General features: G+C 64.8%; 12 protein-coding genes and 3 tRNA genes. 6 read left to right on the top strand and 9 right to left on the bottom strand.

The annotated features are described in order from the left end of the window. Positions 1-75: 75 nt before the first annotated feature. The 4 genes from ACI3K3_RS08530 (at position 76) to ACI3K3_RS08515 (ending at position 7296) form a co-directional block, all read left to right on the top strand. Positions 76-2406, top strand: coding sequence for a BamA/TamA family outer membrane protein (locus ACI3K3_RS08530; protein WP_404913234.1), 2331 nt, complete (start codon positions 76-78; stop codon positions 2404-2406). Beyond that, positions 2406-6677 carry a translocation/assembly module TamB domain-containing protein gene (locus tag ACI3K3_RS08525; RefSeq protein WP_404913170.1) on the top strand — a complete coding sequence of 1424 codons (4272 nt, stop codon included), beginning with the start codon at positions 2406-2408 and terminating at the stop codon, positions 6675-6677. Before ACI3K3_RS08530 ends, ACI3K3_RS08525 begins: the two co-directional genes overlap by 1 nt. Further along, the gene (locus tag ACI3K3_RS08520) at positions 6677-6856 is read left to right on the top strand and encodes a hypothetical protein (RefSeq protein WP_404913169.1); all 180 of its coding nucleotides are present in this window, start codon (positions 6677-6679) and stop codon (positions 6854-6856) included. Before ACI3K3_RS08525 ends, ACI3K3_RS08520 begins: the two co-directional genes overlap by 1 nt. 89 nt (positions 6857-6945) lie before the next feature. Beyond that, positions 6946-7296, top strand: coding sequence for a PilZ domain-containing protein (locus ACI3K3_RS08515; RefSeq protein ID WP_404913168.1), 351 nt, complete (start codon positions 6946-6948; stop codon positions 7294-7296). A 90-nt stretch (positions 7297-7386) separates the two neighbouring features. Here ACI3K3_RS08515 and ACI3K3_RS08510 read toward each other — a convergent pair. From ACI3K3_RS08510 to ACI3K3_RS08475, 8 genes are all read right to left on the bottom strand, one after another. After that, a tRNA-Lys gene (locus tag ACI3K3_RS08510) sits at positions 7387-7462 on the bottom strand. 27 nt (positions 7463-7489) lie between these two features. Then, a tRNA-Lys gene (locus ACI3K3_RS08505) sits at positions 7490-7565 on the bottom strand. Positions 7566-7590: 25 nt separating this feature from the next. Next, positions 7591-7666, bottom strand: a tRNA-Lys gene (locus ACI3K3_RS08500). Between the two features lie 113 nt (positions 7667-7779). After that, entirely contained in the window at positions 7780-8892 is a 1113-nt protein-coding gene (rodA, locus tag ACI3K3_RS08495) for a rod shape-determining protein RodA (protein ID WP_404913233.1), read from the bottom strand. Beyond that, the gene (mrdA, locus tag ACI3K3_RS08490) at positions 8892-11039 is read right to left on the bottom strand and encodes a penicillin-binding protein 2 (RefSeq protein WP_404913167.1); all 2148 of its coding nucleotides are present in this window, start codon (positions 11037-11039) and stop codon (positions 8892-8894) included. The genes rodA and mrdA overlap by 1 nt, the downstream gene beginning before the upstream one ends. Then, entirely contained in the window at positions 11036-11584 is a 549-nt protein-coding gene (locus tag ACI3K3_RS08485) for a rod shape-determining protein MreD (RefSeq protein ID WP_404913166.1), read from the bottom strand. Before ACI3K3_RS08485 ends, mrdA begins: the two co-directional genes overlap by 4 nt. Next, positions 11584-12471 (bottom strand): rod shape-determining protein MreC, encoded by an 888-nt coding sequence (mreC, locus tag ACI3K3_RS08480; protein ID WP_404913165.1) that lies wholly within the window; start codon positions 12469-12471, stop codon positions 11584-11586. Before mreC ends, ACI3K3_RS08485 begins: the two co-directional genes overlap by 1 nt. Positions 12472-12599: 128 nt before the next feature. Continuing rightward, entirely contained in the window at positions 12600-13646 is a 1047-nt protein-coding gene (locus ACI3K3_RS08475; RefSeq protein ID WP_031341471.1) for a rod shape-determining protein, read from the bottom strand. A 294-nt stretch (positions 13647-13940) separates the two neighbouring features. Between ACI3K3_RS08475 and mutL the strand changes: the two genes are divergently transcribed. Next, positions 13941-15761, top strand: coding sequence for a DNA mismatch repair endonuclease MutL (gene mutL / locus ACI3K3_RS08470; RefSeq protein ID WP_404913164.1), 1821 nt, complete (start codon positions 13941-13943; stop codon positions 15759-15761). Beyond that, positions 15761-16252 (top strand): hypothetical protein, encoded by a 492-nt coding sequence (locus tag ACI3K3_RS08465; RefSeq protein ID WP_404913163.1) that lies wholly within the window; start codon positions 15761-15763, stop codon positions 16250-16252. Before mutL ends, ACI3K3_RS08465 begins: the two co-directional genes overlap by 1 nt. A 3-nt stretch (positions 16253-16255) precedes the next feature. Here the strand turns inward: ACI3K3_RS08465 and ACI3K3_RS08460 are convergent, their stop codons facing one another. Then, positions 16256-17524: an ectonucleotide pyrophosphatase/phosphodiesterase gene (locus tag ACI3K3_RS08460; RefSeq protein WP_404913162.1), complete on the bottom strand. Its 1269-nt coding sequence runs from the start codon at positions 17522-17524 to the stop codon at positions 16256-16258. Positions 17525-17545: the final 21 nt, after the last annotated feature.

Below are 17545 nucleotides of genomic sequence, written 5' to 3'. Positions count from 1 at the left end.
GTTGCAATGCGATAGGGTATTCCACGAGGGGGCCTGTTGCCCATTCTCGACAGGGGGTGTTACATCGCGCTGCTCATGCCTTGGCTAATCGATCAGAAGCCGGCTTGTTCCCTTTCGCTGCGCGACGGTGCGGGACTTGCCACTCTTTCCCTTCTTCTCGCGTTTTCTGCGGCGCCTGCATTGGCGCAGGACAGAAACGCAGGAGACGCTGTGTCGCAACCCGCAGGGTCTGCGCCTGCAAGCGCGCCCGTTGCCGTGCCTGACGACGATCAGGTGCAGGCCGGCAAGCTTGCGGTGCCGCCGCCGCCTGCCGATGTCGCGTTGCCGGACGTGAAACCGGTCATCCCGGACGACGAGTTCAACGACGCCATACCGAAGCTCGATTCGCAGGACGATCCCGAGCTCGACAAGCCGCTGGAATCGATCGAGGCGTTCGAGCGCCGCATGGCCAGCGAGCAGACCGATGCGAAGCCGCAGGAAGGTCAGGCGCCGCCCTTGGGCGATCCGGCGCTTGCGGATGGCGACTCGCAGGAACTAATCGGCGATGCGCCTGTCCGCGACGCGGAGCTGACGGCTCCGTTGCCGCCGATCGACCAGTTCGAGGTTACGCCTGTCCAGTTCGCGGAACAGGACAAGGCAGACACCAAGGACGTCGAGATCGCATACCAGACCCGGATCGACGGGTTGGACGGTGCCGACGGTGAAACGGCAACCGATCTGAGCGACGAATTCCGGGCCCATTCCGCCTTGAAGAAGGGTGATGGCAAGGCCGCCAACCTCGCGATGGTCAATGCCCGCCTGACCGAGGATGCAACCCTGATGCAGACGGTGCTGGCCTCGGAGGGCTGGTATTCGCCCATCGTGACCACCCGCGTCGAGAGGTCTGCCGAGAGCACCGAGGGCGCTCCGCTGGTGGCCGTGATCAAGGTGGCGCCGGGCAAGCGCTATTCGTTCTCGGACATCGTCGTGAAGGCCGATCCCACGGTTCCGACCGACCTTATCTCTCGCAACCTGGCGCTCAAGGTCGGTGAGCCGATCGTTGCGGAACGCGTGCAGGGGGCCGAAGCGCAAGTCGCCCTGGCCCTGCCGGAGAACGGCTATGCCTTCGCCAAGGTGGGTGACCGCGACATCCTGCTGGACGAGGACAGCGGCGAAGGCGTCTATACCCTGCCGATCGACGTAGGCCCGCGCGGCCGGTTCGGAGGCTTTACGACGGCCGGAGACCTGGCGTTCGATGCCGATCACATCGGCGTGCTCGCCCGCTTCAAGCGCGGCCAGCTCTACGACAGCCGCAAGGTGGACGATCTGCGCAAGGCGCTTGTCGCCACCAGCCTGTTCTCGACGGTCTCGGTCGAGCCGCGCAAGACCGGTGAAGCGGCGGCGGATGATACCGAGTACGTCACCCTTCATGTCCAGCAGGATGCCGGTCCGCCGCGCACGATTGCGGGATCGGTGGGCTATGCGACGGGCGAGGGCATGACGGCACAGGCTACGTGGACCCACCGCAACATGTTCCCGCCGGAAGGCGCGCTGATCGCAAGGGCGGTTGCGGGTACACGCCAGCAGGGTGCGGGCGTCACGTTCCGGCGCTCCAACGCGGGCAAGCGGGATCGCACTTTCGAAGTGGTCGCCGAGGCATTCCATAACGATTACGAGGCTTACAGCGCCTACACCGGGCGCATCGCCGCGCGCATAGCGCGGGATTCGACGCCGATCTGGCAAAAGAAATATACTTACGCTTTCGGCGTCGAAATGCTGGCCACCGCCGAAACCGATTACAACCGCGACACCGGCGACCGCGACCGCAAGCTCTATTACGTAGCCGGCGTCAACGGCCAGATCGGGCTCGACCAGAGCGACAGCCTGCTCGATCCCACCAAGGGCTACCGCGTTACCGCACTGGTCCAGCCGGAAGCGACGGTACGCAACGGCTTCGACCCCTACGTCCGCGCGCGAGTGGATGCATCGGCCTATTATCCGGTGACGGACAGCCTGGTTCTTGCCGGGCGCGTGCGATTCGGCACGATCCAGGGAGCCGGGCTGTTCGACATCGCGCCTTCGCGCAGGCTCTACGCCGGCGGCGGCGGTTCGGTGCGCGGCTATGCCTATCAGGCGCTTGGCGAACAGGCGCCAGACGGCACGGCCGTCGGCGGACGCAGCCTGAACGAAGGGTCGTTCGAGGCGCGCTATCGCTTCGGGAACTACGGCGTCGTCGCCTTCGTGGACGCCGGCCAAGCCTATCGTGAGACCATGCCGCAGTTCAACAACTTGCGGTATGGCGTCGGTATCGGCGGTCGCTTCTACACGAACTTCGGTCCGGTCCGTCTCGACATTGCGACGCCGATCAATCGCCAGCCCGGCGAGTCCCGCTTCAATCTCTACGTTTCGATCGGACAGGCTTTCTGATGTCGGATGATGACACCCTGAATCCGGCCCCCAATTCCGAGAATGGTGCCCCTGAGAACGGCTCTGAGGATGCTGCGTCCAAGCCCTCGCTATGGCGCCGCGTGCGGATTCGCCTGCTCAAGACCGTGGTGGGTCTGGTGCTGGGCGTCGTCGTGCTGGTGGCGGCCGTCATCTTCGGCATCGACACCGGTCCGGGCCATCGCTTCGTGGCCGAGCAGATCGCCGGGCTTCAGTTCGAGAACGGAATGCGCATCAAGGTGGGCCGCATCGAAGGCTCGCTTTACAGAAAAATGACGCTTCGCAACCTGTCGGTGAGCGATCCCCAAGGCGAGTTCCTGTTCTCTCCCGAAATCGACGTGGACTGGCGGCCTTTCGCTTATCTGAGCAATCACGTCGACGTGCGCAGCGCTACCGCCCAGCGGATGATCCTGCGCCGGGTGCCCAAGTTCAAACCGACCCCGCCCAGCGACGCGCCGCTTCTGCCGGATATCGACATCGACGTGGGCCGGTTGAAGATCGACCGCTTCATCGCCGAACCGCCGGTTTCCGGCAATCGACGCATCGTCACGATCGACGGAAAGGCCCATATTTCGGACGGTCGCGCGCAAGTATCGGCAAAGGGCGGTACGATCGCCATCGAGGGCAAGGAGGGCGGAGACCGCTTCGATCTGCTGCTCGATGCAGTGCCAGCGAAGAACCGTCTTGCCATCGACGTCGATCTCGATGCGCCGACCGGCGGCGTCATCGCCGCCCTGGGCGGCTTCAAGCAGCCGCTTCGGATCAAGCTGGGCGGCAAGGGCGACTGGAAGGCCTGGAACGGCCAGTTGGACGCTCGCCTGGGCGAAGAGGATCTCGCCGATCTCGGGCTCGCGGCTCGCAACGGCACCTTTACCGTAAAGGGCCCAACCCGGATCGCCCGCCTCGTGACCGGGCCGACCGCCAGCCTGCTGGGGCCGATCACCAATCTCGATATCACGGCTGCGCTCGACCAGCGCCGTGCCACGGTGACCGGCCGCGTCTGGAGCGATGCCTTCACCCTGACGCCGAACGGTGTCGTCGATCTTTCGACCAACAGTTTCGATGACCTGAAGCTGGATTTCGCGCTGCTGAAACCGGCCGCCATCGCTCCGAACCTGAGCGGGGCGGGCCTTACCGCAGCGCTCGCGCTTGATGGCGCCTTCACCACGCCGAAGGTTGCCTATCGGATCAACGCAGCCCGCGTGGTGATGAACGACATGGGGCTCGAACGCCTGACCGCAAGCGGCGCGGCGCGGGTCGATGCGGACAGGATCCTGATTCCGGTGTCCGCGCGCGTGCAGCGGATCACCGGCCTCGACACGGTAGCAGGCGGAAGCCTGGCGAATGTCAGGCTGGACGGCGATCTCGCGATCGACGGCACCCGCGTCCTGTCCGACAACATGCGCCTGCGGTCCGACCGCATCGACGCCGGCCTGATCCTCGTGGCCGATCTGGCCAAGGGTTTCTATACGGGCGCGATCGACGGGAAGATCGACAACTACCGGCTCGACAGCGTCGGCATCTTCAACATCCGCACCAATATGGACCTCAAGAGCGAAGGCGGCGGCTTCGCATTGGACGGCACCGTCCGAGCGCGCTCGACCAAGCTGCTCAACGAGAGTCTCCAGACCTATCTCGGCGGCAATTTCGCCGCTTCGTCGCGCGTCCATTACGGGCCCGACGGCGTCGTTCGCCTCTCCTCCATCCAGCTCAACGCACCGGAATTGAAAGTCAGTGGCGGGCAGGGGAGCTGGTCGCCCAATGGACGCATTTCGCTCGCTGCGCGCGGGAGTTCCAGTCGCTACGGCGCCATCGGCGTTCGGGTGACAGGGACGATCGCCAATCCCGACGCGCATGTCACGGCTGAACGGCCGGGGCTGGGCATCGGCCTGGCAAACCTCGACGCACGGATAACCGGCGCGCGCGGCGGCTATCGCTTCGATCTTACCGGCGATACCGACTACGGCCCCCTGAAGGCGGATGTATCGCTGGGCCTGGGCTCGCAGATGACGGTGGACATCAACAGCGCCAACCTGGCGGGCGTCGATTTCGCCGGACGCATGGTTCAGACCAAGGCCGGGCCGTTCGCCGGGCAACTGACCGCCAACGGCAATGGCATCGGCGGAGCGCTCAAGCTCGATGCCGAAGGCAAGTATCAGGCCGTGGATTTCAACTTGCGTGCCAAGGACGCCGTGTTCCCCGGCGCTGCGAAGCTCGCCATCGGATCTGCGATCATCGACGGCCGCGCCGTGCTTTACGACAAGCCCAGCGTCGTCGCGGACGCGCAGCTGGCGGGAACCTCCTTCGGGGCGCTGGATATCGCGGCGGCCCGCGTGCTCGTCGATTATCGCGACGGACGCGGCAAGGCCAAGGGCCTGATCGAAGGTGTCAGCGGCGTTCCGTTCCGTGTCGGCCTGAATGCCGACCTTACGCCGGAAATCTGGCGGGTCGCGCTGGAGGGCCGCGTGCGCGGACTTGCGCTCAAGACCCAGTCCCCGGCTCGCATCGTTCCCAAGGATGGCGGCTACGAACTCTTGCCGACCACGATCGCTTTCGGATCGGGGACGGCCAAGGTCGCCGGAACCTATGGTGAGGGCATGAAGATCCAGAGCCGGCTCGAGAACGTCGACGTGGCTCTCGTCAATGCTTTCGTTCCCGGTTACGGCCTCGGTGGCAAGGCCAGCGGCAGCTTCGACTTCGAGCAGGCAAGCGCCACCGCTTTCCCGCGCGCCGATGCCCGCATGAGCCTGGTGAACTTCACCCGCACGAGTTCCAGCACGGTCAGCCAGCCGGTGGACATCAACTTCGTCGGCAAGCTGCTTCCCGACGGCGGCGAGGCACGTGCGGTGTTCCGCAAGCAGGGCAGTGTGATCGGCCGTCTGGTCGCCAGTCTGCGGCCCCTGCCTCCGGGTGAGGGCGCATGGACCACGCGCCTACTGCAAGCGCCGCTGGGTGGCGGCATCCGCTACAACGGCCCGGCAGACACGCTGTTCTCCTTCGCCGGGCAGCCGGGCCAGACGCTCACCGGATCGGTGGGAATGGCCGCCGATTTCTCGTGCCGCGTATCTGATCCGTGCATCACCGGGTTGGTTAAGGGCAAGGATCTGACCTACGAATATCAGGCCTATGGCACCCGGCTCACCAACATGACGCTGGACGGCAAGTTCAGCGGAAACTCCTTCGAGCTGACCTCGCTCAATGCCAATGCCGGCAGCGGGACCGTGAGCGCGAATGGACGGCTGAGCCTCGCCGCCGATGCCGGTTATCCGATGAATCTCAACGTTAAGCTGGACAATGCCCGCTTGGCGCGCAGCAATTCGCTGTCCGCAAGCGCGACCGGTTCGCTCAGTCTGGTCAAGAATGCCGGGGAATCGGCCCTCCTGTCAGGCGAACTGCGCCTGCCGGAGACCCGATACGAGATCGTGCGTCAGGGCGCGGTGGATGTGCCGCATCTGACCGGGGTGCGTTTCAAGCCGCGCTCGGGCCCGACCCGCGTGACGGGTGACGAACCGGCACCGCAGATCACCAGCGCCTTCTCTTCGGTCAGACTGGACCTTCGCCTCAGGGCCCCCGAAAAGCTCTATGTCTCCGGCATGGGCCTGGAGTCCGAATGGAGTGCCGATTTCCGCCTCAGCGGGACCAGTTCGGCGCCGAGCATGGCGGGCGAGGTGAAGCTGGTGCGCGGCACGCTTGGCTTTGCCGGGAAGTCCTTCGAACTTTCCGATGGCCTGATCTCGTTCAACGGGGGGCAGACGATCGACCCGACTGTGGCGATCACCGCCACGGAATCGATCGAGGACGTCGAAGTCACCGTCGCCGTCAGCGGCCGTGCCTTCAATCCGCAGATCGAGTTCAAGTCGGTGCCGAGCCTGCCGCAGGACGAAGTGCTCTCGCGTATTCTGTTCGGCAGTTCGATCGAGAACCTTTCCGCGATCCAGGCCGTCCAACTGGCGACATCGCTCAACTCGCTGCGCGCGACGGGCGGCGGGATCAATCCGCTCGGCAAGCTGCGCTCGGCAGCGGGGATCGATCGCCTGCGCATCCTCAGCCCCGACGAGGCCAGCGGACGGGGCACCGCACTCGCGGCAGGCCAGTACCTGACCGACGACATCTACGTCGAGCTGATCACCGACGCGCGTGGCTTCACCGCCACCCAGCTGGAAGTGAGCGTGACCAGGTGGCTATCGGTGCTCAGCCAAGCCGGTGGCTCGGGCGTCAACAGCCTCAACGTTCGGATCAAGAAGGACTATTGATGCGGCGCATTCTCATCGTGACGGGATGCGTCGCATCGCTTGCCGCCTGTCACAAGGAGCCGACCTTCGACGAGCGGTATGACACGGCGCGCGAAACCATCGGTCAGCGGGCCAAGGAGATAGACGCACAGATCTCAGGCACGCCGCCCGCAGAGGCGGACGGGAAGGGTGCGCGCTGACATGCTTCTGCAAGGCAACCTTGGGTTTACTTCTCGTCGCTAGGAGATCGACTCCGAGGATGACTTCGGGGCGATCACGAGGAGCCAAGATGCAGGTACGGGACGATTGCGGCAGACTATCCCCGCGTCACGTCGTGCTGCTTCGCGCGCGCTGCCGCAAGTCGAGCTGGCACGTCATCGGGGTGGAGCTTTCCGACATATCGGAGGGCGGCTGTTGCATCGTCGGCATTTCCGAGGAATTCGCGGCCAACCAGAGGGTGTCGCTGCGCCTCGCCAATCTCAAGGCGGTGGAGGCGGAAGTGCGTTGGAGCCAGGGTGACCGTGCCGGTCTGGCGTTCCTCGCGCCGCTTTCCAGGCCGCAGATAGAGCAACTCGCGCAGCTTTACGGGATCCCCGACAAGCGCCAGTTCGAACGCCCGGCCCTTGGCGCGGAGTCCTGACGCTGCTGTTACGGCCTGATCGATAGCCGACAGGGCCGCAGCCAGATGCAAGACAGTCAGTCAAAATTTGGCAGTCACAATTTGGAAGGGTGGTGGACGCACTTGGGCTCGAACCAAGGACCCGCTGATTAAGAGTCAGCTGCTCTACCAACTGAGCTATGCGTCCATACGCGTTGCAGCGTAAGGGCGGAAATGGTGGACGCACTTGGGCTCGAACCAAGGACCCGCTGATTAAGAGTCAGCTGCTCTACCAACTGAGCTATGCGTCCACGCGTTTCCGCGTAAGGACAGGAATGGTGGACGCACTTGGGCTCGAACCAAGGACCCGCTGATTAAGAGTCAGCTGCTCTACCAACTGAGCTATGCGTCCACACTGCCCTGACCTGGGCTGCCGTTTCTGGAAAGTCTTGGTGGACCTCCCCGGCGGCGGAGAGGCTCCTATAGCGGCTGTTTTCAGGATGGGAAGAGAAAATTTCGATAATTTTACAAGATCGATCCGGGGCGGCGATTCCAGCGGTTTACGGCCATGAGCGTGCCCAGGCAGATCATGTTCGTGAGCATCGAGGTGCCCCCGTGGCTCATGAACGGCAGGGGGATGCCCACAACCGGCGCCAGGCCCATGACCATCATCAGGTTGATGGCGACGTAGAAGAAGATCGTCGCGCTCATGCCGGCCGCAAGCAGGCTGGAGAAGCGATCAGGCGCCCTGCGGGCCACGCGCAGGCCCCAGGACAGGACCACGAAGAACACGAAAAGCACGAACAGCCCGCCGAGCATGCCCCATTCCTCGGCCATGGTCGCGAACACGAAGTCCGTATGCGATTCGGGCAGGTACTGGAGGTGGCTCTGCGATCCGTTGCCGAACCCTTTGCCGAAGAAGCCGCCGGATCCGATGGCGATCTTCGACTGGGTGATGTGATATCCGGTGCCGAGCGGATCGCTTTCCGGATCGAGGAACACCAGAACACGGTTGCGCTGGTAATCGTGCAGCAGGGTGAAGAAGGCGATCGGAGCCGCTATTGCGGCGGTGAGCCCCGCGCCGATGAACCATGACAGCGGCAGGCCTGCCAGAAACATGGTCACTCCGCCGCCGAAGCAGATCGCAAGGGCCGTGCCGAGATCGGGCTGGATCATCACGAACAGCGCCGGAATGCCGATCAGCACGCCAGCGGGGACCAGGCCGCGCCAGCTCGCCGTCATCGCATGCGGCAGCGTTTCATAGAACCGGGCGAGCACCAGGACGATGGCGGGTTTCATCAGCTCTGACGGTTGCAGTGTCATGAAACCTAGGTTGAGCCAGCGCTGGCTGCCCCCGCCCACCGCGCCGATGGCCTCGACGAGAACCAGCAGGACGACGATGGCCCCGTAGGCCGGGTAGGCCCACATGCGGAAGAAATCGCGGCTGAACCGGGAGATGACGATCGCCATGCCCAGGAAGATCAGGAACCGCATGACGTGGCTCAGTGCGTAAGGCTGAAGACTGCCTCCCGCCGCCGAATAGAGCACCGCCGCGCCGAGGCACACCAGGCCCATGAGCGGTATCAGCATATGCCATGGCTGGCGGGCGATGGCGTCGGGCACGATAGATCGGCTGATCATTGCGGGTTCCCTCCAGTGCTGCCGCCAGTGTTGGCGCCAGTGCCGCCTGTTGCCGGGGAAGGGGGCGTGGCAGGAGACGTGGACGTCGCGGCGGGCGCCTGGTTGGGCGTCGGGGCCGACGTGTCCGGTTCGGGAGCGGGCGAAGCGGCATCGCGAACGATGGGCTGGGCCGGATCCTGGGGACCATCGGCGCCTTGAAGCTTGCGGTTTTCCTCTTCAGCCGAAACTGCCGGAGCCCCCACGCCATATTGGGCCGAATAGGTGCGGTAGCGGGCTTCGAGACGCTCCTTGGGCGTGCCGCCCCATTTCTTTTCGAGTTCCGCCAGGACGTCCATGCCCTTCTGCTTGTCGAAGACGTAAGTCAGCACGTCGCGCGCAATGGGGTAGGCCGCGCCGGACCCGCCGCCATGTTCCACGACGACGGAACAGGCAAAGCGCGGGTTGTCGAACGGAGCGAAGCAGATGAAGTGGCCGTGGTCGCGATGCTTCCACAAGCCGCCCTTGCCGCTGCCGACATTGAGGCCGACGACCTGAGCCGTGCCGGTCTTGCCGGCGAGCTTGATGTCGGGGAAGGGCAGCCTTGAATGCGGCGCGGAGCCGGGGCCGTTGGCGACATCGGACATAGCCTGGCGTACATAGGCCAGGTGCTCGGCCGATATGCCGAGCGAGGGCGCCTCTTCATGCTCGTGCCCGTGAACCAGGCGCGGCATGATCGCACGACCGCTGGCAATGCGCGACGCCTGGATCGCCTGTTGCAGCGGGTTCACCAGGAAGTAGCCCTGGCCGATGGTGGCATTGACGGTATCGAAGGTTTGCCACTCCTTCCCGTACTTCTTCAGCTTCCACGCGGGATTGGGCACCGTACCATAGGACTGGCCGGACACCGGCAGCGGGAAGTCCTTGCCTAGGCCCAATCGCCCCGCCATCGCGGCGATGGGGTCCATGCCGATGCGCTGGGCGAAGTGATAGAAATAAACGTCGCAGCTCTGGTAGATGCCCTTGGCCATGTTGACCGAGCCGTGGCCGCGCCGGTTCCAGCAGTGGAACACGCGGTTGCCCACGCGCAGGCCGCCGCCGCAGAACACCGATTCGTTCGGGTCGAGCCCGGCTTCCATGAAGGAGAGCGCGACCATCGGCTTGACCGTCGAGCCCGGCGGATAGAGCCCGCGCAGCACTTTGTTGCGCAGCGGCACATGGTCGTCGTCCGACAGCATCTTCCATTCGAGGCGGCCGATACCGTCCGAGAAGCTGTTGGGATCGAAGCTGGGCATGGAGCACATCGCCAGGATGTCTCCGGTCTGGCAATCCATGACCACAACCGCGGCCGATTCGGGGCCGATGCGGCGGGACGCGTATTCCTGTATCCCCGCATCGATGGTAAGTTTCAGCGTCTGGCCGGGCACGTCCTCGCGAGTGTCGAGATCGCGCACGATCCGTCCGGATGCGGTCACTTCCACCCGGCGCGCGCCCGGTTTGCCACGCAGATCCTTTTCGTAGAACTTTTCGAGCGCGTCCTTGCCGACCTTGTAGCCCGGCGTGATCAGGACCGGATCGCGATCCTTTTCATACTCTTCCGCCGAGGCGGGGCCGACGTAGCCGATCAGGTGGCCCACCGAGGGGCCAAGCGGATAGAACCGGGAAAAGCCGCGCTGGGTGACGACGCCGGGCAAATCCGGCAGGCGCACGCTGACGGCGGCGAAAGTATCCCAGTCCAGGCCGCTCGCCACTTCCACGGGGGCGAAGCGGCGCGCGCGCTCCAGCTTGTCCTCGAGGTCCTGCATGGCGATCGGCGTCAGGTTCAGCAGCTTGCCGAGGGTTTGTATCGTATGCGGCGCATCCTGCACGCGCTCGGGGATGAGATCGACGCGGAAGTCGGCACGGTTCGATGCCAGCGGCGTACCGTTGCGATCCATGATCCAGCCGCGACGCGGCGGAATCAGCGACAGATTGACGCGGTTGCTCTCGGCCTGAAGCTCATACTTCGCGTTCTGGGCGATGGAGAGGTAACCCAGGCGCGCGGCCAGCAGCACGCCGACGCCGCCCTGGATCGATCCAACCACGATGCTGCGCCTGTCGAAGCTGTTTCGAAGCGTGCCCGCGCTGACATGTCGTTGCGGGAAGAATCGCTTGAAGCTGATCTTCATCGCAGGAGCACGATCGGCGCGAGGCGAATCCGATCGAAGAGGGCGACAACTCTACCGACAAGCGGGTATGAAAGCACGGAAATGACGACCTGTGGCACGATTACACGAAGAGGAGAGGCGGCGCCCGCTATGTTCGCCAAGGCGAGGCAGACGACTATATAGGCCACGATCAGGCCCATTGCCATGAGCCATTCGGTGACGAAATTTCGCCAGGGCAGGCGCAGTTCCACGATCTCCAGCACGATGGCCGTCACCGACCAGAGAAGCACGGCACAACCGAAGGGCTGGCCCGAGAACAGGTCGTCGAACACGCCGAGCGGCAGTCCGGCCCAGATCGGCAGGAGACCGGGCCGCAACTGGCGCCAGCCGAGATAGACGAGAAATCCGATCGGCGGCATCACCGGCGCCGAGGCGATCAGAAACCAGCCCGGAACGACCGAGCCAAGCATGATCGTCAACCATGGAAAGCCCCGGGCGAGCATTCGCGAGGGGGCGTGGTTGATGCGCTGCCGGGAAGAGGAGCGGGAGGCGCCGCGCTGGAACATCAGCGTTTCTTGACCGTGGTATCGGCGGCAGGTGGCGGTGGCGGCGGGGGTGCCCAGCTCTTTTCGACCATCACGTAGTCAGTATCCGAGGGATTGCTGAGCACCCGGGCCACGGCACCGTCGCGAATCAGTTCCGTGACGATCGCCATCGGGGTTCCCGGCCGATAGAGTCCGCCGGAACCGGACGTGACCAGCACGTCGCCTTTCCTGAGCGGATTGATGCCCAGGTTGATCAGCCGGATGCGCAGGGTGCCGTCACCGTTACCCTGCGCGAAAGCGGGCACGCCGTCGGTTGCCCGGCGCACGGGGACAAGGCTTTCGCTGTCGGTAACCAGCAGCACGCGTGCGCTGGACGAGCCGACCTCCAGAACGCGGCCGACCAGGCCCATTTGCGAACGTACCGGCATGCCGGGCGCGACATTGCGGTCGCGGCCGGCGCCGAGCGTGGCATAGCGGCGCGAACTGGCGCTGCTGGAGGCGGTAAGGCGCGCATAGGCGACTGCTCCGCCGTCCTGCTGCGAAAGACCCATGAGATCCTTCAGCCGCTTGTTCTCGGCCATGGCGGCGCGCGCTTCCACCAGCCGGACCTTGGCTTCGGCCAGCTCGCGCGAGATGCGCGCATGTTCGCTTCCGGAATGGAAGAAGCCGGAAATGTCGGCCCAGGCATCGCGTCCGAGATCGCGCCCACCGGCAGAGGCCTGCGCGGCCGGTTCGGTCGCGTCGTCAGCCAGCGTTCGCAGGGTGGAAAAGAATGCGGGATTGACCAGTGAGATCACGACGAGCGCCAACCCGACCGCTGCGCCGAAAACGCCTGCGGTGTAGCTGAGGAACGTGGTGTATTGCGCTCGACGCGAGTAGCTGGAGCGCCTGTTTGCGGGCGGCGCCATGCGCCATGCACTCCTTCGTAGGTGCGGACGAGAGGTTGACCTGCCGCACGATCGTCAACAGCCGGCGATATCCTCGCCGCGAATCAGTCGGAGCGGCCGCGCGGTGCGCACAGGCCGCTCCGTGAATGTCAGGCGGACATCAACACGCCGCGATAGACCGGGTCTTCCATGGCGCGGCCGGTGCCGAGCGCCACGCAGGACAGCGGATCTTCGGCAACGCTGACCGGCAGGCCCGTTTCTTCGCGAAGGTAGTCGTCCAGGCCCTGGATCAAAGCGCCGCCGCCGGTGAGCACGATGCCCTGATCGACGATATCGGCGGCAAGTTCCGGCGCGGTGTTCTCAAGCGCGATGCGCACGCCCTCGACGATGGCGCCGATGGGTTCGGCCAGAGCCTCCGCGACGTTTGCCTGCGAGATGGTGATTTCCTTGGGCACGCCGTTGACGAGATCGCGACCCTTGATGTGGATCGTCTCACCGATGCCGTCGGCCGGCATGACGGCGATGCCGTAGTCCTTCTTGATGCGCTCTGCCGTGGCGTCGCCGATGAGCAGGTTATGGTGGCGACGCACGTAGGAGACGATCGATTCGTCCATCTTGTCGCCGCCGACGCGGACCGACGTGGTGTAGGCCAGGCCGCGCAGCGAAAGCACGGCGACTTCGGTGGTGCCGCCGCCGATGTCGACGACCATCGAACCGACCGGCTCGGTAACGGGCATGTCTGCCCCGATCGCTGCGGCCATGGGCTCGAGAATCAGGTAGACCTGGCTGGCGCCGGCGTTCGAGGCGGCGTCGCGGATCGCGCGGCGCTCTACCGAGGTCGAGCCCGAGGGCACGCAGATCACGATTTCCGGGTAACGGAACAGGTTCTTCTTGCCATGCACCTTGCGGATGAAGTGCTTGATCATCTCTTCCGCGATTTCGATGTCGGCGATGACGCCGTCACGCAGCGGGCGGATGGCCTCGATGTTGTCGGGCGTCTTGCCCATCATCATCTTGGCGTCGTCACCGACGGCCTTGACCTTCTTTACGCCGTTGAGCGTCTCGATAGCCACCACCGAAGGCTCGTTCAGCACGATTCCGCGGTCCTGAACGTAGACGAGCGTATTGGCGGTGCCGAGGTCGATCGCCATGTTCTGTGAGCCGAGTTTGAAGAATCGCGAGACGAGCGAGGCCATCAGTAATCCGTTGTCTTTCCCGGCGCTTGCCATTGGGAATCCCTATGACGCGACAGGCAGGTTGGCATGGAAGCGGTCCCCTTAGCCCATCGATTCGCGAAACGCCAAAAATTTGTGTCGATTTCATGGGGGAATCGTCAGAAGCCCGTCTCGAATTTCAAGCGGTTCACCGCTAGTGATTGGAAAGCGGCGAAGCTCGGCTGCCATCGACGCGTGAATGGCTTCACTGGCCGAAGGAACGGCCTCGATCTGTTCTGCCGTCGCCGAACTCCGCTGCCTGCGAAAGACGATTCGATGCCTACGATCCGCCGCCTTCCCGAACATCTCGTCAACCGCATCGCGGCGGGCGAAGTGGTGGAGCGGCCTGCCTCCGCACTGAAGGAGCTGGTGGAGAACGCGATCGACGCAGGCTCCACACAGATCACCGTCCGCCTGGCGTCCGGCGGACTGGACCTGATCGAAGTGACCGACGACGGTTGCGGGATGGTGCCCGATCAGATCGCCCTGGCGCTGGAACGTCACGCGACGTCCAAGCTTCCGGACGAACATATCGAACTGGTGGCGACGCTTGGCTTTCGCGGCGAAGCGCTTCCTTCGATCGGCTCGGTCGCACGCCTGACCATCGAGAGCCGACCCCACGATTCGGAAGAGGGCTGGAAGCGCGTCGTCGATCACGGGATCGTCGCGGTGGACAGCCCGGCCGCCCTGCCGCCGGGCACACGCATCCGGGTCGAGGATCTTTTCGGCAAGGTTCCGGCGCGCCGCAAGTTCCTGCGCTCGGCGCGCTCGGAATATGCGGCCTGCCAGGATGTGGTGCGGCGACTGGCCATGGCGCGGCCCGACATCGGCTTCACGATGGAGCATGACGGGCGCCGTGTGATCGCCGTGCAACCGCGAGAGGAACTGGCTTCGCGCGTGGCGCGGCTCGTGGCGCGCGAACTGGCCGAAGACGGCGTGCTGATCGATGCAGAGCGCGGTACCGCGCGCCTGACCGGTGTCGCGGGCCTGCCGACCTACAATCGCGGCGTGGCCGATCATCAGTATCTTTTCGTCAACGGTCGCCCGGTAAAGGATCGTCTGCTGGTGGGCGCGGTGCGCGGCGCCTATTCCGATATGCTGGCGCGAGACCGCCACGCCGTGCTGGCGCTGTTCCTGGAGATCCCGCCGGAGGAAGTGGATGTAAACGTGCATCCCGCCAAGACCGAAGTGCGCTTCCGCGATCCGAGTTTCATCCGCGGCTTCCTGGTGGGCGCCTTGCGCCATGCACTCGAATCGTCGGGGCAGAGAAGCGCGCAACCGGCCGCTGCCGCCGCGATGAACATGTGGCAGGTGGAGCCGGTGGCTCCGGCCCCGTCGCTGGGCTCGCTTTTCGCACGGGAATATTCCCCGCCGCAGACGCGCTCGGACTACCAGCCGGCACCCAGCCGCGTGTCCGAGGCGGGGGCGGCGTGGCGTTCCTATGAGGAAAGCGTCATGGCGCAGCCCTCGGGCCGCGCGGAACCGGCAACGGACGAGCCGGGGGAGGCCCTGCGGTATCCGCTGGGCGTGGCCCGCGGACAAGTCGCCGGAACCTATATCGTTGCCGAGGCCGAGGATGGCCTGGTGATCGTCGACCAGCACGCCGCCCACGAACGTCTCGTCCTGGAGCGGCTCAAGGCCGCCGGCGCGGAAGACGCCATGGCCCGTTCGCAGGCGCTGCTCTTGCCCGAAGTGGTCGAACTTGAGGAAGCGGCCTGCGACGCGCTGGAAGACAAAACGGCGGATCTGGCGCGTTTCGGGCTGGTGCTGGAACGGTTCGGGCCTGCCGCCATGCTGGTGCGCGCGGTGCCTTCCGTGCTTGGCAAGTCGGATGTCCACGCCCTGGTGCGCGATATCGCCGACGATCTGGCGCGCAACGGCGATGCCCTGTTGCTGGGCGAAAAGCTCGACCTCGTTCTGGCGACAATGGCCTGCCACGGTTCCGTCCGCGCCGGCCGCTCGCTTTCGGTGGCGGAGATGAACGCCCTGCTGCGCGAGATGGAGCACACGCCGCGCTCGGGCCAGTGCAACCATGGCCGCCCGACGTGGGTTAAGCTTGCACACCACGATATAGAGAAACTGTTCGGGCGAAAATAATGCGAAAACCGGTCCTTGCTCTCGCTTCCTTCCTGCTGCTCTCAGCTTGTGGCCAGGAGGATCCGGTACAGGAGGCGGCGGAGGACGCGCATGACATCGCCATGGTCGAGCGCATGAGCAAGGAACCGTTCAAGCCGATCATTCCCCGCCCCATCACCGAAATTGATGTCGCCCGCTATGGGCTGGACAGACCGGGCTGCACTTTCCGTAAGCCGGGCGACAAGGATCCGATCTTCATCGCCAACTCGGACGAAGGCTTCATGCGCATCGCCGGCGATCTCAAGCGCTATGCTGCCAAGAAGGAAAGCACACAGTTGCCGGGCAATGCGCGCTCCACTTACGTGGGACTGGCCAGCTGGGTCGATCTGGTGAGTCTGCCGGACAAGGCCGGCGGTTCGGACACCCTGCACTGGCCCGCGAAGCTTGTGCTCCACGATGCGCAGGAACGCGTGGCCTTCATGTCGGAGGGCGAGGTCACCTGCCGGCGGTGACGCCTACCTCTTCGTGGGCGATCTCAATGCGCCGCGAAAGGGGGCGTCGCTGCCATCGCCGTCGGTAGCCGGTGGAAGGTGCAAAAGGTCGCGCAAGAGCGGGGCGACATCGACATTGTCGAATGAGCCGAGCTTTCCACGCGGGGCGAAAGCCGGTCCGTTCGCCACGAACAACGCCGCCATTTCGGGAGCGGCATTGTCGTAGCCATGGCTGCCGCCGTTTGAGGCTTTGTCGGGGCTGGTCGCCGCGATCTGCCAGCCGGGCTCCGCCAGGCAGAAGAACGGCGCGATCCGCGGGTTGCGGCCATAGTGCAGGCGAGCCGGGATGTCCTGCTTGCGCCAGCACTGCATGTGCTCATGCGGCCTGACCAGTGCAACTGCGAGCTTCTCGTCATCGCCTTCGGTCGGCGTCAGCGCGGCGAAAGGTCCGGCTTCTCCCAATTTGTAGAGCGACGGGTCTGCAACCGTGTCCAGCGCGATGACGCGGTCGCTGGAAACCGCCGCCATGCCGTGATCGGCCACGACGATGAGATTGGCCGGTTGTCCGAGTTCGCGCAATCCGGCCACGAGCTTGCCGATGTCGCCGTCTACATCGGTGATCGCCGCATTGGTCTGCGCATCGTCCGGGCCATGGCGATGACCGGCCGTATCCACCTGGTCGAAGTAGAGCGTCACAAATTTCGGTCGGTTCGAGGCGGGACGGCGCAGCCAGTCAAGCACGGCATCGACGCGCTGCATGGGGGAAACCGCGCCGTTGAACTGCTGCCAGTCGCGGGGACGGATGCCGCCGCTCACGGTTTTCCAGGGTTGCTTGACCAGGGTGCCGCCCCAGGCGACATTCGAGCCGGGCCAGAACATCGTGGCGGTGTGAATGCCCGCCTTCTCGGCCGTTACCCAGATCGGCTCCGCTTCGTCCCACCAGTAGGGCTCGTCGCTGGCCATGGTGAACTTCTCTCCCGGATGGGCGGGATCTTCGAAGCCATTGGCGACGATGCCGTTGCGATCCGGCACTTTGCCGGTCACCAGCGCCCAATGATTGGGAAAGGTCTTGCTGGGAAACGATGGGCGCATCGCTGCGCTGATGCCGCTTGCGGCGAGGGTGGAAAGGTTCGGCGTGATGCCGCGATCCAGATAGTCGGCGCGGAAGCCGTCGATGGAGACGAGGATCACCACCGGCTCGCGCCTTTCCGGCGAAGGAGGCGAATCGGATTTGGCCGTTGCGGGAGAGGCGAGCAGGGCAATTGCGCCGAACAGGGGGGCGAATGTCTTCATAGGCACACCCCCTAGACTTGC

Origin of the sequence: Novosphingobium sp. ZW T3_23, assembly GCF_044987305.1 — a bacterium.
In the GTDB taxonomy this organism is placed as follows: domain Bacteria; phylum Pseudomonadota; class Alphaproteobacteria; order Sphingomonadales; family Sphingomonadaceae; genus Novosphingobium.
This window is presented reverse-complemented; position numbering and strand designations above follow the sequence as displayed.

Bases quoted from the DNA above. Each gene is read 5' to 3' on its own strand.
- mrdA (WP_404913167.1), bottom strand. From the start codon at position 11,039: ATGAAGATCAGCTTCAAGCGATTCTTCCCGCAACGACATGTCAGCGCG.
- ACI3K3_RS08525 (WP_404913170.1), top strand. From the start codon at position 2,406: ATGTCGGATGATGACACCCTGAATCCGGCCCCCAATTCCGAGAATGGT.
- ACI3K3_RS08520 (WP_404913169.1), top strand. From the start codon at position 6,677: ATGCGGCGCATTCTCATCGTGACGGGATGCGTCGCATCGCTTGCCGCC.
- ACI3K3_RS08485 (WP_404913166.1), bottom strand. From the start codon at position 11,584: ATGTTCCAGCGCGGCGCCTCCCGCTCCTCTTCCCGGCAGCGCATCAAC.
- ACI3K3_RS08515 (WP_404913168.1), top strand. From the start codon at position 6,946: ATGCAGGTACGGGACGATTGCGGCAGACTATCCCCGCGTCACGTCGTG.
- ACI3K3_RS08475 (WP_031341471.1), bottom strand. From the start codon at position 13,646: ATGGCCTCGCTCGTCTCGCGATTCTTCAAACTCGGCTCACAGAACATG.
- ACI3K3_RS08460 (WP_404913162.1), bottom strand. From the start codon at position 17,524: ATGAAGACATTCGCCCCCCTGTTCGGCGCAATTGCCCTGCTCGCCTCT.
- mreC (WP_404913165.1), bottom strand. From the start codon at position 12,471: ATGGCGCCGCCCGCAAACAGGCGCTCCAGCTACTCGCGTCGAGCGCAA.
- ACI3K3_RS08530 (WP_404913234.1), top strand. From the start codon at position 76: ATGCCTTGGCTAATCGATCAGAAGCCGGCTTGTTCCCTTTCGCTGCGC.
- ACI3K3_RS08465 (WP_404913163.1), top strand. From the start codon at position 15,761: ATGCGAAAACCGGTCCTTGCTCTCGCTTCCTTCCTGCTGCTCTCAGCT.
- mutL (WP_404913164.1), top strand. From the start codon at position 13,941: ATGCCTACGATCCGCCGCCTTCCCGAACATCTCGTCAACCGCATCGCG.